This window comes from Micromonospora sp. NPDC049679 (assembly GCF_040659735.1).
In the GTDB taxonomy this organism is placed as follows: Bacteria; Actinomycetota; Actinomycetes; order Mycobacteriales; family Micromonosporaceae; genus Micromonospora_I.
In genome coordinates, this window is the sequence record NZ_JBFANZ010000002.1 from 23773 (window position 1) to 41528 (window position 17756).

Annotated in this window: 18 protein-coding genes and 1 pseudogene; 9 read left to right on the top strand and 10 right to left on the bottom strand. The window is 70.1% G+C overall.

From position 1 onward, the window contains the following. Positions 1-328: 328 nt before the first annotated feature. The 5 genes and pseudogenes from AB0J06_RS01845 to AB0J06_RS01865 all read right to left on the bottom strand — a co-directional run bounded on the left by AB0J06_RS01845 (position 329) and on the right by AB0J06_RS01865 (position 3870). Positions 329-649: a DUF1416 domain-containing protein gene (locus AB0J06_RS01845; RefSeq protein ID WP_357423533.1), complete on the bottom strand. Its 321-nt coding sequence runs from the start codon at positions 647-649 to the stop codon at positions 329-331. 2 nt (positions 650-651) lie between these two features. After that, entirely contained in the window at positions 652-1500 is an 849-nt protein-coding gene (locus AB0J06_RS01850; RefSeq protein WP_357423535.1) for a sulfurtransferase, read from the bottom strand. A 228-nt stretch (positions 1501-1728) separates the two neighbouring features. Next, a pseudogene (locus tag AB0J06_RS01855) lies at positions 1729-1806 on the bottom strand (Ms5788A family Cys-rich leader peptide); the annotation flags it as partial. A 68-nt stretch (positions 1807-1874) separates the two neighbouring features. After that, the gene (locus tag AB0J06_RS01860; protein WP_357423537.1) at positions 1875-2663 is read right to left on the bottom strand and encodes a DUF2993 domain-containing protein; all 789 of its coding nucleotides are present in this window, start codon (positions 2661-2663) and stop codon (positions 1875-1877) included. Positions 2664-2751: 88 nt separating this feature from the next. After that, positions 2752-3870, bottom strand: coding sequence for a hypothetical protein (locus AB0J06_RS01865; protein ID WP_357423539.1), 1119 nt, complete (start codon positions 3868-3870; stop codon positions 2752-2754). A gap of 258 nt (positions 3871-4128) precedes the next feature. Between AB0J06_RS01865 and AB0J06_RS01870 the strand changes: the two genes are divergently transcribed. The 7 genes from AB0J06_RS01870 to pstB all read left to right on the top strand — a co-directional run bounded on the left by AB0J06_RS01870 (position 4129) and on the right by pstB (position 11299). After that, the gene (locus AB0J06_RS01870; protein WP_357423541.1) at positions 4129-4842 is read left to right on the top strand and encodes a response regulator transcription factor; all 714 of its coding nucleotides are present in this window, start codon (positions 4129-4131) and stop codon (positions 4840-4842) included. Positions 4843-5061: 219 nt separating this feature from the next. After that, positions 5062-5925: a polysaccharide deacetylase family protein gene (locus AB0J06_RS01875; RefSeq protein ID WP_357423543.1), complete on the top strand. Its 864-nt coding sequence runs from the start codon at positions 5062-5064 to the stop codon at positions 5923-5925. Positions 5926-5985: 60 nt separating this feature from the next. Further along, positions 5986-6927: a mycothiol synthase gene (gene mshD, locus AB0J06_RS01880; protein ID WP_357423545.1), complete on the top strand. Its 942-nt coding sequence runs from the start codon at positions 5986-5988 to the stop codon at positions 6925-6927. Between the two features lie 259 nt (positions 6928-7186). Further along, entirely contained in the window at positions 7187-8293 is a 1107-nt protein-coding gene (gene pstS / locus AB0J06_RS01885) for a phosphate ABC transporter substrate-binding protein PstS (RefSeq protein ID WP_357423547.1), read from the top strand. A 41-nt stretch (positions 8294-8334) separates the two neighbouring features. Beyond that, positions 8335-9435, top strand: coding sequence for a phosphate ABC transporter permease subunit PstC (pstC, locus tag AB0J06_RS01890; RefSeq protein ID WP_357423549.1), 1101 nt, complete (start codon positions 8335-8337; stop codon positions 9433-9435). After that, the gene (gene pstA / locus AB0J06_RS01895; RefSeq protein ID WP_357423551.1) at positions 9432-10502 is read left to right on the top strand and encodes a phosphate ABC transporter permease PstA; all 1071 of its coding nucleotides are present in this window, start codon (positions 9432-9434) and stop codon (positions 10500-10502) included. The genes pstC and pstA overlap by 4 nt, the downstream gene beginning before the upstream one ends. A 20-nt stretch (positions 10503-10522) precedes the next feature. Continuing rightward, positions 10523-11299, top strand: a complete 777-nt coding sequence (gene pstB, locus AB0J06_RS01900; protein ID WP_357423553.1) for a phosphate ABC transporter ATP-binding protein PstB — start codon at positions 10523-10525, stop codon at positions 11297-11299. 126 nt (positions 11300-11425) lie between these two features. Here the strand turns inward: pstB and AB0J06_RS01905 are convergent, their stop codons facing one another. Further along, positions 11426-12247: an NUDIX hydrolase gene (locus AB0J06_RS01905; protein ID WP_357423556.1), complete on the bottom strand. Its 822-nt coding sequence runs from the start codon at positions 12245-12247 to the stop codon at positions 11426-11428. A 170-nt stretch (positions 12248-12417) separates the two neighbouring features. Between AB0J06_RS01905 and AB0J06_RS01910 the strand changes: the two genes are divergently transcribed. Further along, positions 12418-13386 carry a Gfo/Idh/MocA family oxidoreductase gene (locus AB0J06_RS01910; RefSeq protein ID WP_357423558.1) on the top strand — a complete coding sequence of 323 codons (969 nt, stop codon included), beginning with the start codon at positions 12418-12420 and terminating at the stop codon, positions 13384-13386. Between the two features lie 126 nt (positions 13387-13512). Here the strand turns inward: AB0J06_RS01910 and AB0J06_RS01915 are convergent, their stop codons facing one another. From AB0J06_RS01915 to AB0J06_RS01930, 4 genes are all read right to left on the bottom strand, one after another. Next, positions 13513-14520 carry an inorganic phosphate transporter gene (locus AB0J06_RS01915; RefSeq protein WP_357423560.1) on the bottom strand — a complete coding sequence of 336 codons (1008 nt, stop codon included), beginning with the start codon at positions 14518-14520 and terminating at the stop codon, positions 13513-13515. Between the two features lie 74 nt (positions 14521-14594). Then, the gene (locus tag AB0J06_RS01920; RefSeq protein WP_357423562.1) at positions 14595-15221 is read right to left on the bottom strand and encodes a DUF47 family protein; all 627 of its coding nucleotides are present in this window, start codon (positions 15219-15221) and stop codon (positions 14595-14597) included. Positions 15222-15348: 127 nt separating this feature from the next. Continuing rightward, the gene (locus AB0J06_RS01925) at positions 15349-16305 is read right to left on the bottom strand and encodes a PPK2 family polyphosphate kinase (protein WP_357423564.1); all 957 of its coding nucleotides are present in this window, start codon (positions 16303-16305) and stop codon (positions 15349-15351) included. A gap of 79 nt (positions 16306-16384) precedes the next feature. Then, positions 16385-16888 (bottom strand): DUF402 domain-containing protein, encoded by a 504-nt coding sequence (locus AB0J06_RS01930; protein WP_357423566.1) that lies wholly within the window; start codon positions 16886-16888, stop codon positions 16385-16387. A gap of 261 nt (positions 16889-17149) precedes the next feature. On the opposite strand from AB0J06_RS01930, the gene AB0J06_RS01935 reads away from it, so the two are divergent. Further along, positions 17150-17740: a TetR/AcrR family transcriptional regulator gene (locus AB0J06_RS01935; RefSeq protein ID WP_357423568.1), complete on the top strand. Its 591-nt coding sequence runs from the start codon at positions 17150-17152 to the stop codon at positions 17738-17740. The last annotated feature ends 16 nt before the right edge of the window (positions 17741-17756 follow it).

A 17756-nucleotide genomic window follows, 5' to 3' on the forward strand; every position in this document is an offset into this window, starting at 1 on the left:
TTCCCGCCACGCATTGGCCGTCGGACCGGAACGGATCCGGCGGCCAATGCCGTCACGGCGTGGAGTTCAGTTACCGGATAGCCGGCGTCACCGACCGCGAACGTTATTCATCATGTGCCCGGAAAGCCACGGAGACACGGTTCGCCAATTATCGGTGGAACATAGCTGTCTGAACAGCGATGAGGAAGCACGCGAATTGCCATCAGCAGAGAACACGCGGTCGGCAATACAAGCCTCCCGCCGTCCGATTCAACGGCGGCGGCCGAGCCGGTAAAACAGATCGCCGCCCGGGCCGTGGCCCGGGCGGCGATCTGATGGATCGAGAGGATCAGCCGACGCTGACGCCGACCTCGTTGACCCCACGACCGGCCGTCACCGACGCGTCGCCGTTGCCGTGGCGGGACAGGGCGCGCAGCGTCCAGGTGCCGGGGGCCGCGAAGAACCGGAACTGACCGGCCGGCGAGGTGACCACCTCGGCGGTGAACTCGCCGGTGGCGTCGAGAAGCCGGACGTACGCCCCGGCCACGACCTCACCGGCGGAGTCGCGGACGAGCCCGGTGATCACGGTTTCGCGCTCAAGGTCGACGCTGGCCGGCAGCGGAGCCGCCTGATCAGGCGCCGCACAACCGGAGTCGATGAGAGCAGCCATCGTCACGCCTCTCCGGGCTCGTCACCGAGCGCGACCGGCACGCCGATGAGGGAGCCGTACTCGGCCCACGAGCCGTCGTAGTTCTTCACGTTCTGCTTGCCGAGCAGCTCCTTGAGGACGAACCAGGAGTGCGAGGAGCGCTCGCCGATGCGGCAGTAGGCGATGAGGTCCTTGCTGAAGTCCAGACCCGCGTCGGTGTAGAGCGCGCGCAGCTCGTCGTCGGACTTGAAGGTGCCGTCCTCGTTGGCGGCCTTCGACCAGGGCACGTTGACCGCGGTGGGCACGTGGCCGCCGCGCTGCGCCGCCTCCTGCGGCAGGTGCGCCGGAGCGAGCAGCCGCCCCGCGAACTCATCGGGGGAACGCACGTCGAGCAGGCCCTTGTTGCCGATCGCGTCCACGACCTCGTCGCGGAACGCCCGGATGGACAGGTCGGGCTCCTGGGCGACGTACTGGGTGGCCGGGCGCGAGACGACGTCGGAGACCAGCGGCCGCCCGTCGAGCTCCCACTTCTTACGGCCGCCGTCGATCAGCTTGACCTCGCGGTGCCCGTAGAGCTTGAAGTACCAGTAGGCGTAGGCGGCGAACCAGTTGTTGTTGCCGCCGTAGAGCACCACCACGTCGTCGTTACTGATGCCCCGCTCGGAGAGGAGCGCCTCGAACTGGGACTTGTTGACGATGTCCCGCCGGACGGGGTCACGCAGGTCGGTGCTCCAGTTCAGCTTGACGGCGCCCTGGATGTGGGCGCTGTCGTAGGCGCTGGTGTCCTCGTCGACCTCGACGAAGACCACGCCCGGGGCGTCGATGTTCTTCTCGGCCCAGTCGGCCGAAACGAGTGCGGTGTCGCGACTCATCTGATCACTCCCTGGTTGATGCTTCCCGCCCCAGGAGCGGTCGGGAAGAGTGGAAGGTGGTGAGCCTGCGCGCGGATGATCAGGTGGTCGCACCACGCGCGGGGACCCAATAGGACGGATCACGGGTACGTGCGACGGCGCCGCTGCCGGGCGGAAAGGGTTAGTGGGTCCGTCGTCGCCGGCCGGAAGGCCGAAGCCGGCACGAGACCTGCGAAAGCAACCCCGCCGTCAGATGACGGGGCGACACAGGCAGGTGGCCACGCGGCACAGGTCGACCGCGCGCCGTTTGGTGAGGAACGTCCCCATGGAGGCGAGCTTACCAGCCAGGACACGGACCGCCTCAGGGCTGACCACGATCCGGGACGTCGCCCGGATCAGGCGACGGCGTTGATCGGCACGTCCTTCGCGGTGGCGGTGACGGACAGCCCGTCGGGCGTCGCGCGCACCTCCCGCAGATCGAGGCGGAACGGCAGCTTCGGCAGCGGCACGGCGATCGAAATCTGCTGCGCGTACGCGCTGACCAGCGCCTGCGCGGCGGGGACCTGCGGCAGGCCGTCGGCCGCCAGGTCGCTGAACCGGACCTGCACCCGACCGTCCTTCACGGTGAGGTCGGCCGTGCCGTTCACGGTGAACTGCTGACCGAGGATCTGCAGCGGCGCGGTCACCGTCAACTTGCCGTTCTTCTCGCCGAGCTTCACGCCCGGCTGCTCGATCAGTTCGGCGACGCTGTCGTAGGAGATGGTCGCCTTTCCGTCCACGTTCCGCGCGGTCACGTCGCCCTGGCCGCTGCGCAGCGTGTCCAGGGACGCGGTGACGTCGCGCGCGTCCACATCGAGGCGCGGCAGCCGCACGCTGTTGCCCGACACCTCGCCGTGCAGGTCGCGCAACACGATGCCGATCGACTCGTAACGACCGTCGACGACCTGGGTCAGGAACGGGAAACCGCCGACGGTCACCTGCGGGGGCGACGACTGCAGTTGCTGCTTCGCCACCTCCTGCCGTACCTGGTCGGCGACCTTGCGCTCCGCGAAGTTGGCGGCGACCCGGTCGGCGACGACGAGCAGCCCGCCGAGCACCACCAGAAGAACGATCGCGGTGACGAGAAGCCGGCGTCCCCACCGGCGGCGCGGCCGGTCCTCGTACGCCGGATAACTCTCTGCCACGCCGCCTCCTCGAAAGTGCCCGTCGCGGTCGTGATCGACCGACCGCTATCCGTCCAGCGCCTGTCTACCCCGTTTGGCGCTCCGTCACTCAGTTGAGGAACAACACACTGATCGCGTACGCGACCGGGGCCGCCAACGCGAAGCCGCCGAGCGGGCCCTGCATGTGTCGGGCCACCCACATCGTGGGGGGCTCCCCGGCCATCTGGCGCCCCGCCTCGGCGTACCCGACGGCGAGGTCGGCCAGGACGGCCGTCCCGGCCGCGACCAGCCCCACGACCGCGCCGCTGGTGGGAGTGAAGCCCACCAGGTAGATCCCGATGATCGCGCTGGTCAGCGTGCCGACCATCGCGCCGAGCACGACACCGGCCGCACCACGTGCCACCTGCGGCGCGAGTCGCGGCCACGGCATCACGGCATCGGCCAGCCGGGCGACGACCAGCGCGACGCCGGTGGCGGCGAGCGACACGAAGATCGCCTGGGTGCCGACGGGGATGCGGCTCAGCACGATGAGCGTGCCGAAGGAGACCACCCCCACCATGATCAGCAGGGTCGAGCCGAGCGAGTCGGTGACGCGTGCCCGGTCATGCGGACGGACGAGCTGGCCGATCACCCCCGCCACGAAACCGGCCGCCGCCACGTAGCCCAATGGCGCCAGCGCGGCGACCTGCGGCATAACCGCGGCCATGTCCGCCGCGCCGGCGACCAGGATGCTGACCCCCGCCACGACGGGAAGGGCCGGCGGACGGATCGCCATCGTCCAGGCGAGGACGAAGAGCACCTGTACCCCGAAGACCACCACGGCGAACGGGACCCGGGCCGCGCCCGGGCCGGCCGTCTGCGCGCCGAAGATCAAACCGATGCTGAGCAGGCCCGCGAAGCCGGCGATCGCCACGGAGAGCGGCCGACGGACGGGTGTTGGCTCGACCTCGTCGTCCCGCCCCGCATCCTCGGCCTCGCCACCGGCGGTCGCCTCCGGCCCCCGATCCCGGCCACGTCGGGTGGCCCGGCCACCGCCGCGCTCCCGCCGCCGCCCGGGCTCCGCACCCCCGTCGGGCTCGTACGCCGGGTCGGGCGCGGGGCCGCCGTCCTGAGTGGGCACGACGGAGCGGCCGTGCGGCGCGACACCGCGGGGCGGACGGGGCTGCCCCGGACGGGCGCCGTCGGCCCACGGATCGCGACCGGTTTCGGGAGACGTGGATGGAAACACGGGACCGATCGTGCCAGACCAGCCCCGCTCCGCGCCTGCCGCGGAGCGGTCGATCTCCGTGCGGCCCGCCGTTATCGGCGGTCATCGGCCCCGAACGGGCAGCACCAGGACGCGATGGACCGGAGATCCGATAAGCTGGGGGCCTTACCGCCCGCCAGCGAAGCCGGGATGACGCATTCCCCGCGGTAGTCCGGCTGACCGCCGAGCTACCGCCGGTCGCAGCGCGGCACCGTCGCGTCGCGAGGACGGAGGTGATGTGTGGAGATCCTGCTGCTGGTGACGGCGCGCCCTGGGGAACCCTCTGCCGTGTTGCCCGCCCTTGACCTGCTCCCGCACTCGGTGCGGACCGCGCCGCGGGACGTGCGCACCCTCGTCTCCGGGCCGAGCCCCGATGTCGTCCTGGTCGACGCCCGCTCGGAGCTCTCCGAGGCGCGCGCCACGTGCCGGATGCTGCACGCCACCGGGCTGGGCGTCCCGCTCCTCGCGATCGTCACGGAGGCCGGGCTGATCGCGCTCAACGCCGACTGGGGCGTGGACGACGTGATCCTCGCGAGCGGCGGCCCGGCCGAGGTCGAGGCCCGGCTGCGGTTGGCCGTCGGACGGCTCAACAGCGCCGGCGCGGGCGCGGGTGGCCTGATCCGCGGCGGCGAGCTGACGATCGACCCGGACACGTACGCGGCGAAGCTGAAGGGGCGTCCGCTCGACCTCACCTACAAGGAGTTCGAGCTGCTCAAGTTCCTGGCGCAGCACCCGGGTCGGGTCTTCACCCGCGATCAGTTGCTGCGCGAGGTGTGGGGCTACGACTACTTCGGCGGCACGCGCACCGTGGACGTGCATGTACGTCGCCTCCGGGCGAAGCTGGGCTCCGAATACGAGTCCATGATCGGAACGGTCCGGCAGGTCGGCTACAAGTTCGTGGTCCCGCCGAGCCGGCCACTTCCCGACGCGGAGCCGGCGGCCCTCCCGGTCTGACCGATGCCCGTCGAAGCGCCGCCCGGGACACGCCGGGCGGCGCTTCGCAACGTCGGCGAGTCAACTCGCTTTTTTGGCTAATAACATGAAACGCCCGTTTCGCGAAATTAATCGTCTTTAACCTTGTCGGCGTGCACCCGAACCAGCAGTTGGCCGCAGTATCGATAACCCGCACGAATTGCACATCGGGCAGTTCCGCGTCGAGCCGGGATTCGTGACATGACTTCCGCGCACAACGCTCGCATTCTGATGATTGCCGTCCTCGCCGCGATCACCATCATGGCCAGCGCCTACACGTGGAAATCGGGCAGCGTCTCCAATTCCCGCAAACATCCGCTCGCCTGGTCATTCCCCTCGCAGGCCGCCGCCGTGCCGCCCGGAATTCCGCGCGCACCGGGAACCCAACCGGATCGCGCCCGCCCGCCAGGGGCCGGGAAACTGCCGCTCGGCCCGGGCACGGACGGGCCGTTCGGATCGCGGCGGACCACCGGCGGACCGACCGTCGCCCTCACCTTCGACGACGGACCGGACCCCCGCTACACCCCGCAAATGCTGGCACTGCTCCGGCGCTACCAGATCAAGGCGACGTTCTGCATGATCGGCGCGAACGCGCAGGCCTATCCGAGCCTGGTGCGGCAGATCGCGGCGGAGGGGCACACGCTCTGCAACCACTCGTGGAGTCACGATCTGACTCTCGGGTCGCGCTCGCAAACCGAGATCCAGACCGACCTCGCCCGCACCTCCGCCGCGATCCGGGCGGCGGCGCCCGGCTTCCCCGTCTCCTACTACCGGCAGCCCGGCGGTAACTGGACCGCCGCCGTGGTGGCCGAGGCCCACAATCTCGGGATGACGTCGCTGGACTGGGCGGTCGATCCACGGGACTGGGAAAAGCCGGTCGCGGCGAACATCGCGGCGCTGGTGACGACGGAAACGGCCTCGGGATCCATCGTGCTGATGCACGACGGCGGCGGCGTCCGGACCGAGACCGTCACGGCTCTGCACGTGATCCTCCCCGACCTCACCCAGCGTTTCCAGCTCGGCGCGCTACCCCCCGGCACGGATTCCCCGCAGCAGCACAACTAGGGCGTGTTTCATAAGACCGTGCCCACCGCGCCACCGATGATCACGGGATAACGTGACGGGGTGACCAGCGCAGGATCTCCGGCCCTTCCCGCCGTCGAACGCACCGACCGGCTCCGCCCGTCCGATGTGCGCGACGTGCTGGCGCTGGCCCGGACGGCTGGTGACGCCGACGGCAGCGACCCGCTCTCCGAGCCCGTCCTGCTCCACATCGGGCGCGACGGCGGGTCGCCGGCGGTGCATCTGATGCTGCGCGATCCGGACGGCGCGCTCGTGGGGTACGCCCACGTCGATCTCGCGGATGAGGTCGAGGGGCCCTGGGCGGAGCTGCTGGTGCATCCGCTGCGCCGTCGGCGCGGTCTCGGGCGGCAGCTCGTCACGGCGGCGATGGCCGCCGCGGCCCGCACGGACGCCACCGGGCGACTTCGGGTCTGGGCGCACGGCGACCATCCGGCCGCCGGGGCGCTGGCGTTGGACCTGGGCTTCGAGCGGGCCCGGGTGCTGTTGCAGATGCGCCGCTCGCTCCTCGCCCCGCTGCCCGAGCCACGACTTTCCGGCGACGTCTCGCTACGCGCGTTCCGATCCGGCGCGGACGACGCGGCCTGGCTCGAGGTGAACGCCCGGGCCTTCGCGACCCACCCGGAGCAGGGCCGGTGGACCGTGGACGACCTGCGCGTGCGGATGGCCGAGCCGTGGTTCGATCCGGCCGGTTTCCTGCTCGCCGTCGACGGCTCGACGGGGCGGCTGCTCGGCTTCCACTGGACGAAGGTGCACCACGACCAGGGGGAACCGATCGGCGAGGTCTACGTGCTGGGGGTCGACCCGGACGCGCACGGCCTCGGGTTGGGCACCGCGCTGACGATCGCCGGGCTGCGTCACCTGCACGGCCGCGGGATCGGGCAGGCCATGCTCTACGTCGACGAGTCGAACGCCGCCGCGGTCGCGCTGTACACGCGGTTGGGCTTCGCCCGCTGGGCCGTCGACGTCAATTACCGACGGGGCTGACTGCCGGCATCAGCGTGACGAAGGGGCGCATTCGACACGCGGATGATACGGACAAATACTCCTCCCGCCCCGCAGTTCACCGAACGGACAACTCGCCCTGGGCCCGCCGCCACCTGAGTGGTCTCACCTGTTCATCCCCCGTTCACTTCTGACCGGCGAACCGGCTACCTCACCCTTCTAACTTGCGTAGTAGCTGGTCACTGGCCGGCTCCCGGGGCCTCGACCCCGGCGCTCCGCTTATGTGAAGGGAAACCCTCAGGTGAAGCTCCAGCGGCACGGCATCCTTGCCGGCATCGCCCTGACCGCGGTCGTCGCGCTCAGTGCGTGCGGCTCGGACAACAATGCGCCCAGCGGGACTTCCAGCTCCGCTTCCGGGTCAGCCGCCGCCAACTGCGCCACCGGCACCCTCAACGCGCAGGGGTCCTCCGCGCAGAAGAACGCCATGGCTGAGTGGATCAAGGCCTACCAGCAGCAGTGCTCCGGCGTGACCATCAACTACGAGCCCAGCGGCTCGGGCGCCGGCATCCAGGCGTTCATCGCCGGCACCGCCGACTTCGCCGGCTCGGACTCCGCCCTCAAGGACGACGAGCAGCCGAAGGCCGACGCGAAGTGCGTCGGCGGCAAGGCGATCCACCTGCCGATGGTGATCGGCCCGATCGCGGTCGTCTACAACGTCCCCGGCGTGGACAACCTGCAGCTCAAGCCCGCGACGATCGCGCAGATCTTCGCCGGCAAGGTCACCAAGTGGGACGACGCCGCGATCAAGGCCGACAACCCGAGCGCGAAACTGCCGGCCACCCCGATCCAGGCCGTGCACCGCTCCGACGAGTCGGGCACGACCGACAACTTCACGAACTTCCTGACCAAGACCGCCGAGAAGGACTGGACCTTCGGCAAGTCGAAGGCCTGGAAGGCCCCCGGAGGCTCGGGTGCCAAGGGTTCCGACGGCGTCGCGAGCGCGGTCAAGCAGGCCAACGGCGCGATCGGTTACGTCGAGATGTCCTTCGCCGACAACTCTGGTCTCAACTCGGCCAAGGTCGGCAACGGTGCGGGCGAGTTTGTCGAGCTGACCCCCGAGTCGGCCGGTAAGACCATCGCCGGCGCCACGGTCACCGGCGAGGGCGACGACCTCAAGATGTCGGTCGACTACAGCACCAAGGAGGCCGGGGCGTACCCGATCGTCCTGGTGACGTACGAGATCGTCTGCGGCAAAGGGCTGGCGGCGGACAAGCTCCCGCTGGTCAAGGGCTTCCTGGGGTACGCGGCGAGCACCGACGGCCAGTCGACCCTGACGGAACTGGGCTACGCGCCGCTGCCCGATTCGGTCCGCGCCAAGGTCGAGACCGCGGTCAAGAACCTTTCCTGACCGAGATCACTTATCCCCTCGAGACGACAGCGAGCGAGCAGATGGGCGAATCGCCTTCCCGCTCGGCCGACGCCAGCACCGGCGGGTCGCGCGTGACCACCAGTCACGCCCGGCCCGCCGGTGCCGTGGCGCCCACCGAGACCCTGACCGACATTCCATCCCCGACCGGGCCGCAGTTCGGCCCGGGCAGCGGCATGGGCGGCGGCGGTGGACTGCCCCGCCGCCGGGCCTTCGGCGCCGAGCCCGCGTTCCGTGCCGTCACCCTCGCGGCCGGCGCGACGATCCTGATCATCATCGTCGCCATCGCGATCTTCCTGATCGCCAAGGCCGCACCCGCGCTGCGCGCCAACACGGCCAACTTCTTCACCGCGAAGGAGTGGTTCCCCAACGAGGGACGGTTCGGCATCGCCGCGCTGGCCTTCGGCACCGTGCTCACCGCGGTCATCGCACTGGCCGCCGCGGTGCCGGTGGCGCTGGGGATCGCGCTCTACCTCTCGCACTACGCGCCCCGGCGCGTCGCCACGACGCTGGGCTTCCTCATCGATCTGCTCGCCGCCGTGCCCAGCGTGGTGTTCGGCCTGTGGGGCCGGGAGGTCTTCATCCACCCCGTGGACGACTTCGCGGCGTGGCTCAACAGATACTTCGGCTGGATTCCGATCTTCGGCAGCGAGGGCCCGTACGGCCGCTCCGTCATGCTCGGTTCGCTGGTGCTGGCGATCATGGTGCTGCCGATCGTCACCTCGCTCTCCCGCGAGGTCTTCACCCAGACGCCGAAGGCCAACGAGGAGGCCGCCCTCGCGCTGGGAGCCACAAAGTGGGAGATGATCCGCACAGCGGTGCTCCCGTACGGTCGGCCCGGCATCGTCGCCGCCGTCATGCTCGGCCTCGGTCGGGCGCTCGGCGAGACCATCGCACTCGCGATGACCCTCGGCGCCACCTTCGGCATCTCGTTCAACCTGATCCAGAGCGGCGGCAACTCGATCGCGGCGAACATCGCGAACGGGTTCGGTGAGGCGAGTGACCTCGGCCGCGGCGCCCTCATCGCCTCCGGCCTGGTTCTCTTCGCGATCACCCTCGTGGTCAACATGACCGCGCGGGCGATCATCTACCGCCGTCGCGAGTTCACGGAGGTAGCCGCATGACCGCCCCGGCCCTGTCCCCCACCGCGACCGCGCTGCGCGGCCGGCGGCTCCCGAAGTGGGCGCCGCTCGGCATCGCCGCGCTCGCCCTGGCACTGTCAGCCGCGATCGTCTACGGCGCCGCGATCGGCGGTTGGGTGCTCATCCTGGCCCTGGGGACGCTGCTCTACCTCGCTGGGCTCCACGGCGCGGCGACGGTGGTCGAGGGCCGCCGTTCGGCCCGCAACCGCACCTGGAGCGCGCTGATCCACTCCGCGTTCATCCTCGCCGTACTCCCGCTCGGCTCGGTCGTCTGGACGCTGGTCTCCAAGGGAGCCGAACGGCTCGACGCCAACTTCTTCGGCACCTCGATGAACAACATCGGCCCGCGGGACCCCATGGGTGGCGCGTACCACGCCATCCTCGGGACGCTGGAACAGGTCGGCATCGCCGCCGTGATCAGCGTGCCGCTCGGCATCCTCGGCGCCATCTACATCGTCGAGTACGGTCGCGGGCGCTTCGCCAACACCATCCGCTTCTTCGTCGACGTGATGACCGGCGTGCCGTCGATCGTGGCGGGCCTGTTCATCCTCGCCTTCTGGGTGCTCATCGTCTCGCCGATCTTCAACAACGGCCGTCCGGGCTACTCCGGCTTCGCCGCGGCGCTCGCGCTGAGTGTGCTGATGTTGCCGACCGTCGTGCGCTCCACCGAGGAGATGCTGCGGCTGGTCCCCGCGCCGCTGCGCGAGGGGGCGTACGCGTTGGGCGTGCCGAAGTGGAAGACGATCCTGCGGATCGTGCTGCCGACCGCGCTGCCCGGCATCGTCACCGGCGTCATGCTCTCCATCGCCCGCGCCGCCGGCGAGACCGCGCCCGTCCTCCTCGTGGCGGGCGGCACCGCGGCGATCAACTTCAACCCGTTCGAGAACAACCAGTCCTCGCTTTCCCTCTTCGTCTACAGCCAGGCCACGGACTCGTCGAAGTACGCGCCGGACCGGGCATGGACAGCGGCGCTCACCCTCGTGGCGCTCGTGCTGGTCCTCACCATCGCGGCGAAACTGCTCGCCCGTCGCAACCGGCTCGGCCGATGAACCCCGGAGGAACGATCACCATGGCAAAGCGCATCGAGGCGGTGGGCGTCACCGCTTACTACGGGGCCTTCAAGGCCATCGAGGACATCAGCCTGACCGTCGAGCCGAAGACCGTCACCGCCCTCATCGGCCCCTCCGGATGCGGGAAGTCCACCTTCCTGCGCTCGATCAACCGGATGCACGAGGTGCTGCCGGGGGCGCGGGTCGACGGCAAGCTGACCATCGACGACCAGGACATCTACGACTCGAACGTCGATGTCACGGCGGTACGCCGGACGATCGGCATGGTCTTCCAGCGTCCCAACCCGTTCCCCACCATGTCCATCTTCGACAACGTGGTGGCCGGGCTGCGCCTCAACGGCGTGCGCAAGAAGTCGGTCCTGCAGGACGCGGCCGAGAAGGCGCTCACGTCGGCGAACCTCTGGGACGAGGTCAAGGACCGGCTCGGCAAGCCGGGCGCCGGGCTCTCCGGCGGTCAGCAGCAGCGGCTCTGCATCGCCCGCACAATCGCGGTGGAGCCGCAGGTGGTCCTGATGGACGAGCCCTGCTCGGCGCTCGACCCGATCTCCACGCTGGCGATCGAGGACCTGATGTTCAAGCTCAAGGACCGCTACACGATCATCATCGTGACGCACAACATGCAGCAGGCCGCGCGGGTCTCGGACCGCACCGCCTTCTTCTCCATCGAGCGCACCGGCGACCCGGGCCGGCTCGTCGAGTACGACTACACCCAGAAGATCTTCAGCAACCCCAGCATGAAGAAGACCGAGGACTACATCACGGGACGCTTCGGCTGACCGGCGCTGCGCCGCCACCGCCTCGCTCGATCAAGGGATCCCCGGTCGATCAAGGACGTATGCACACAATCGGAGATCAATCCGTGCGCATACCTCCTTGATCGACGGGGGTGGAGCGAGCGGCGGTCAGGACAGGACGAAGCGGACGCGGCCGTCGGCGTAGACCTGCAGGGTCGGGGTGATCGGCGTCGCGGCGTCCCGCTCGGCCGCCGCGGCGAGCACCGCCGCCACATCGCCGTACGCGGCCACCTCCCGCAGTGTCACCATGGTCGGCGGCAGCATGGTGATCTCCCCTGCCTCCGCACGCGCCAGCGCCTCCGCGGGCCGGATCCACATCGTGTGGTCGGCCTCGCCCGAGACGTCCCGGGTCCGCTGCCCCTCGGGCAGCAGGGCCACAAAGAAGTAGGTGTCGAAGCGGCGCGGTTCGAACTCGGGCGTCACCCACCGCGACCACGGCGCCAGCAGGTCCGAGCGGAGCCCTAGCTGCCGGGCGTGCAGCAGATCGGCGAAGCCCGTGTCCCGGGCCACCAGCCCCTGCCGTGCCGCCTCCCAGTCATCGCCGCTCACGTCTCCGACGACGGTGCCCGGACGCGGACCGGCCAGCAGGACGCCCGCCTCCTCGAACACCTCGCGCGCCGCGGCGCAGACGACCGCCTGCGCCGACTCCGGTGGCAGCTCCAGGCGGCTCCCCCACTCCGTCTGCTGCGGGCCCGACCAGCCGAGGTGCACCTGCGAGTCGGAGGGGTCGACGCCACCGCCCGGGAAGGCGTAGACACCACCGAAGGTCATCGTCGCGGCGCGGCGGATGACGTACACCTCGAAGCCGTCGGGCGCGGGCCGCAACAGCAGCACGGTGGACGCCACCCGCGGCACCGCCGGGGTGCCGCCCGTCGCGTAGAACTTGCTGGCGTGCTCGACCAGCCCATCGGGCACCACGAACTCGGTCAACGCGCACCGCCGTCCCGGCGACGCCGGCCTGAAATGTCTCGGAGAACCACGCCGCGAGCCTAGGTGCATCTCGTGCGCTGATGCCACGCCGACCCGCGCTCCGCGCCGCACGATCTTGACTGATGGGCACGGCGGCCGGGGCGTCCCGCGATTTCGGCTAGCGTGCGGCCATGACACGTTGGGGCATCCTGGCCACCGGTGGCATCGCCACCAAGTTCGTCGAGGACCTCCGGCTGCTGCCGCACGCCGAGGTCATCGCGGTGGGGTCGCGCTCGCTGCCGGGCGCGCAGGCCTTCGCCGACCGGTTCGACATCCCCCGCGCGTACGGCTCGTGGGCGGCGCTGGCCGCGGATAGCGACGTTGACGTGATCTATGTCGCGACGCCGCACGTCGCCCACTACGCCGCGACCATGACGTGCCTGGAGGCCGGACGGGCGGTGCTCTGCGAGAAGCCGTTCACCCTGGATCTGGCGACGACCACCGAGCTCATCGAGGCCGCGCGCGCCCGTGACGTCTTCCTGATGGAGGCGATGTGGATGCGGTGCAACCCGACGATCCTGCGGGTGGTGGAGCTGGTCCGCGACGGCGCGATCGGCGAGGTGACCACCGTGCACGGCGACTTCGGGTTGGCCGGGCCGTTCGCGCCCGACCACCGGATGCGTTCCCGCGCGCTCGGCGGCGGAGCCCTGCTCGATCTGGGCGTCTACCCGGTCAGCCTGGCCCACCTGCTGCTCGGCGTGCCGGATCAGGTGCGCTCGTGGGCGAAGCTGAGCGCGGAGGGCGTCGACGAGAACACCGCAATGATCTTCGGGTACGACTCCGGCGCGGTCGCCACGTTGACCTGCGGAATGGTCGGCGCGACCCCGATCGCGGCGACGATCACCGGGACGCGGGGCCGGATCGAGATCCCCGCCCCCTTCTACTGCCCCGGCGAGTTCACGCTGTGGCGCGACGGCGCCGAGCCGGAGACCGTGACGGCTGCGGGGCAGGGGTCGGGCTACCAGTACGAGGCGGTTGAGGTGCAGCGCTGTCTGTCGGCCGGGCTGCGGGAGAGCCCACTGGTGCCGCACGCGGTGACGCTGGAGGTGATGGCGCTGCTCGACACGGTTCGCGAGCAGATCGGCGTCACGTACGCCTGATCCCGTCCTGTCGATCAAGGAGTTTCGCCTCGATCAGGGCCCTCCGCACACGCCTGTGCGGAGGGCCCTGATCGAGGGGATGAAGCGACCGGCCGGGTCGATCGATCGACCCGGCGGGGCGGACGGTCAGCCGAAGAGCGGGCGGACCATGAAGTAGACGATGCAGGCGATGGCGGCGGCCGCCGGGAACGTGATGATCCAGCCGACCACGATGGTGCCGGCGACGTTCCACCGCACCGCCGAGATTCGCTTCGTCGCCCCGACGCCCATGATCGCCGAGGTGATCGTGTGCGTGGTCGAGATCGGCGCGTGGAGCACCAGCGCGTTGAAGTAGAGCACCGCACTGGCGACCGTCTCGGCCGCGAATCCCTCGGGCGGCCCAAGGTCGATGATCTTCCGACCGAGCGTGCGGATGATCCGCCAACCCCCGGCGTACGTGCCGAGCGCCAGCATCGCGGCCGAGGTCCAGAAGACCCAGCCCGGGATGTGGCTCTTGCTGTCCTGGAAGCCGCCGGTGTAGAGCGCGAGCACGATGATGCCCATCGTCTTCGCCGCGTCCTGCATACCGTGACCGACCGACATGGCCGCCGCCGAGACGGTCTGGGCCCACCGGAAGCCACGATTGAGCTTGCCCGGCTGCCCGCGGCGGAAGAGCCAGTAGATGCCGATCATCACGACCGCGCCGAGGACGAGGCCGACGATCGGCGAGAGCACCATCGGGATGATGACCTTCTCGAGGATGTTCCCCCATTGCACGATGCCGTCTGCCGCGAAGAGCGTGGCCCCCACGAGGCCGCCGAAGAGAGCGTGGGAGGACGAGGAGGGCAGGCCGAAATACCAGGTGATCAGGTTCCAGGTGATCGCACCCACCACGCCGGCGAAGACGACGCCGAGGCTCACCAGACCGGTCGGCAGGGTCACCAGATTGTCGCCGACGGTCTTCGCCACGCCCGCACCGAAATGCGCGCCGACGAAGTTGCCGACCGCGGCGAGGGCCAGCGCGACCCGGGGGGTGAGAGCACGCGTCGAGACGCTGGTGGCGATCGCGTTCGCCGCGTCATGGAAGCCGTTGGTGTAGTCGAAGGCCATCGCGGCGAGGATCACCGCGAGGACGGCGACGAGTTCCGGAGTCACGAACGCGCCCCGTCCCGGCCGGCCGGCGGTAAGGCACCGGCATCACTACGTCGGATAATTGGGATCGTCACCGGTCAGGACTCCTTGACCGCGATTGTCTCGACGGTGTTCGCCACGTGCTCGAAGGCGTCGCAGGCGGCCTCCAGCTCGTCGGCGACCTCCTTCATCTTCAACACCGTGAGCGCGTCGTACTCGCCGGAGAAGAGGCGGACCAGCAACATCCGGTAGGAGCGGTCGCCCTCGTTCTCGAGCCGGTTGCACTCGATCCAGTAGTCCTCGAGGTCCTTCATCGCGCGCAGCCGCGGCATCGCCTCGGCGGTCAGCTTCGCCTGCTGGTCGAGCACCTCGACGAGCTCGTGCATCTCGCGCGGCAGGGACGGCAGCTTGGTCAGCCCGTAGAGGTAGAGCAGGTTGCCCACCGCCTCCAGGTGGTCCATCACGTCGTCGAGCTGCGACCCGAGCCGGTAGATGTCCTCCCGGTCGAACGGGGTGATGAACGTGGAGTTGATCTTCTTGTAGAGGTCGTGCGTGATCTGGTCGCTGTCGTGCTCGACCTCGGTGAGCCGATCACTCACCGACTGGACGTCCACGTCCGGCAGCGCGAGTTCATTGAGGAGTTCGGTGCCCCGGACCAGGTTCTGCGCGGCCCTGGTGAAGAGCTCGTAAAAGGCGCCCTCGGTGGGGCGGAAGGAAAACTTCACGGCGACCTCGCTGCGTCTGGTTGGCGGGTGTCGGGTCCCCGGGGAAGGTCTTTCCCCCGGATCCTCGGGGAATGCTAGGTAACGCGAAATGACCGCTCCTGAGCGGCTACCCCCAGTCACGTCACATTCAGTTCACGTTCACCTCGTGTTCACCTTCTGCCTCCCTCAGGAGTCGCGTCCGCTCCCGCGCGACGTCGAAGTCCGCGTCCGGATAGCTCAGCCGCAGCTCCGCGAGCGTCTCGCGCAGCAGATGCGCCACCGCCCAGTCGCGATACCACTTCCGATCGGCCGGCACGACGTGCCAGGGCGCCTGCAAAGTGCCGCAGCGCCGCAGCGCGTCGGCGTAGGCCGCCTGGTAGTCATCCCAGCGCGCCCGGGCGTCCACGTCCGCCGGGTCGTACTTCCAGCGCTTCGTCGGATCGTTCAGCCGGGCCAACAGCCGCTCGCGCTGTTCCTCGTACGAGATGTGCAGCATCACCTTGACCAACGACACGCCGCTTCCCACCAGTTCGGCCTCGAAGGCGTTGATCTCGTCGTACCGCGCCCGCCAGGTGCGCTCCGGCACGAGCGACTCGACCCGCGCGACCAGCACGTCCTCGTAATGTGAGCGGTTGAAGACGCCGACGTACCCGGGCGCCGGCAGGGCGCGCCGGATGCGCCAGAGGAAGTCGTGCCGCCGTTCCTCCACGGTCGGCGGCGCGAACGCGCGGATGTGGAGGCCGAGCGGGTTCATCACCCCCGCCACCCGCTTGATCACGCCGTCCTTGCCGCCGCAGTCCATCGCCTGCAGCACGATCAGCACGCGCCGACCGCTCTCCGGGCGCTGCTTCGCCTCGGCGAAGAGCATCTCCTGCTGACGCGCGAGCTCGGCGCCGAGCTCCGCCACCTGGGCGCGCGCCCAGGCTTTCGGGTCGCCCCCCACGACGTCCCGCGACGGCAGCCCTGGCGTGGACCGCGGATCGACGGCGCGCAGCTCCGGTGGACCCGATCCCTCCCCCACCCGCAACAACTGCCGCAGCGACGTGCTCCCGGCACCGGCGGCGCGGGGTCTGACCAGCTTGGGCCCGGCGGTGTGCTCGCTCATCAACCGATCATTGCCCACCCGGCCCGACCCCGCCCGATGATCAGCAACGGGTGCCGCGACGAACGCGAGGACGGCCGGATCAGACGACCAGGGCCAGCCACTTCCGGTACGCCGTGGCGAAGGGCTCGGTGCCGTCGCCCAGGGCGCCGAAGAGCCACTCGGCGGCCGCCTCCGCATGGGCGACCACGTCGTCCGGGTAGCCGAACATGCGCCGGTGCTCCGCGAACTCGTCCTCATCGCGCAGCTCGACCAGCCCCGTGGCCCGGCGTCGCACGACGTCGAGGTCGAGGTCGATCAGGTGGACCGTGTCGCCCTCCCAGCGCGCGGGGCTGGCGATGTCGCAGTAGACCTCGCTGGTGCGTGGCGCCGGGTTGAACATCCCGGTCCACCAGGCGTCGTGCGGCACCAGCAGCACGAAGGGAATCTGCTCCACGGAAGGCCGGCCGTGGTAGACCGAGCGGGTCCCCTTGGCGACGCCGAGCCAGGTGCCCAGATCGTCCTCGGCCAGTCGCCGGGCGGGGTAATCACGGTGCGCCGCGCCGTCGTATTTGCGGTAGACGACCCGGACGACATCGCTCGACATGCTCGCACCCTAACCGATTATGGCCACCCCTTGCGGCTAGCTAACGCCGTTAGCTAGCCTCGGCTAACATAGTTAGCCGAGGGGCGGAAAGATGGGCACGGAGCATCGCGCGTCCGCGCCGACTCAGGCACCGGCGGATGATCGGATCAACACCCTGCTGACGCGGGGGTTTCAGCGTCGGCCGGAGACAAAGGACGGCGGCCGCATGCCCGGGCGACGGACAGGTGGGCGGGCGCCGCAGTCGGAAAGACGACACGATCGGTGAACGCCGCGAGCCGACAGCCACGGCGTGCCCGGCCGGTCACCGCGCCGGCGCCGCCCGAGCACCCACCCCGGGTGGCGCAGATCCTCGCCGCCGCCCGGGCGGTGCTCACCGCGGAGGGGTCGGACGCGCTCACCATGCGGCGGCTCGCCGCCGAGCTCGGCATCCGGGCGCCGTCGCTGTACAAACACCTGCCGGGCAAACCGGCCGTGACCGAGGGGCTCGTCGCAATCGCCCTCGCCGAGTTGAGCGCCGTCCTGCACGATTCGGTACGGCGGGCGCGGCGCGGTCGCGAAGTGGCGGCCCTCCTGCGCGCCTACCGTGCGTGGGCGCTGGCCGAGCCCAACCTCTACCGGATGGCGAGCGGAGGACCCGTCCCGCGCGATGCACTGCCCTCCGGCTTACTGCGGTGGGCGGCGGAGCCGTTCCACCTCGTTGCCGGCGAGCCGGCGCTGGCGCGGGCGCTCTGGTCGTACGCCCACGGCATGATCATGTGGGAACTCGACGGCCGGCAGCCCTCCGGGCCCGAGCTGGACGCCACCTGGTCCGCCGGGGCGGCGGCCTTCCAGGCGGCACGCCGGCCGACCTGACTCGTGGCCGGCCCGC

What these genes read in the sequence shown, in the direction of transcription:
- AB0J06_RS01845 (WP_357423533.1), bottom strand. Translation starts at nt 649, where the DNA reads ATGGCTGCTCTCATCGACTCCGGTTGTGCGGCGCCTGATCAGGCGGCT.
- AB0J06_RS01850 (WP_357423535.1), bottom strand. Translation starts at nt 1,500, where the DNA reads ATGAGTCGCGACACCGCACTCGTTTCGGCCGACTGGGCCGAGAAGAAC.
- AB0J06_RS01875 (WP_357423543.1), top strand. Translation starts at nt 5,062, where the DNA reads ATGACTTCCGCGCACAACGCTCGCATTCTGATGATTGCCGTCCTCGCC.
- pstC (WP_357423549.1), top strand. Translation starts at nt 8,335, where the DNA reads ATGGGCGAATCGCCTTCCCGCTCGGCCGACGCCAGCACCGGCGGGTCG.
- pstA (WP_357423551.1), top strand. Translation starts at nt 9,432, where the DNA reads ATGACCGCCCCGGCCCTGTCCCCCACCGCGACCGCGCTGCGCGGCCGG.
- pstB (WP_357423553.1), top strand. Translation starts at nt 10,523, where the DNA reads ATGGCAAAGCGCATCGAGGCGGTGGGCGTCACCGCTTACTACGGGGCC.
- AB0J06_RS01910 (WP_357423558.1), top strand. Translation starts at nt 12,418, where the DNA reads ATGACACGTTGGGGCATCCTGGCCACCGGTGGCATCGCCACCAAGTTC.
- AB0J06_RS01925 (WP_357423564.1), bottom strand. Translation starts at nt 16,305, where the DNA reads ATGAGCGAGCACACCGCCGGGCCCAAGCTGGTCAGACCCCGCGCCGCC.
- AB0J06_RS01930 (WP_357423566.1), bottom strand. Translation starts at nt 16,888, where the DNA reads ATGTCGAGCGATGTCGTCCGGGTCGTCTACCGCAAATACGACGGCGCG.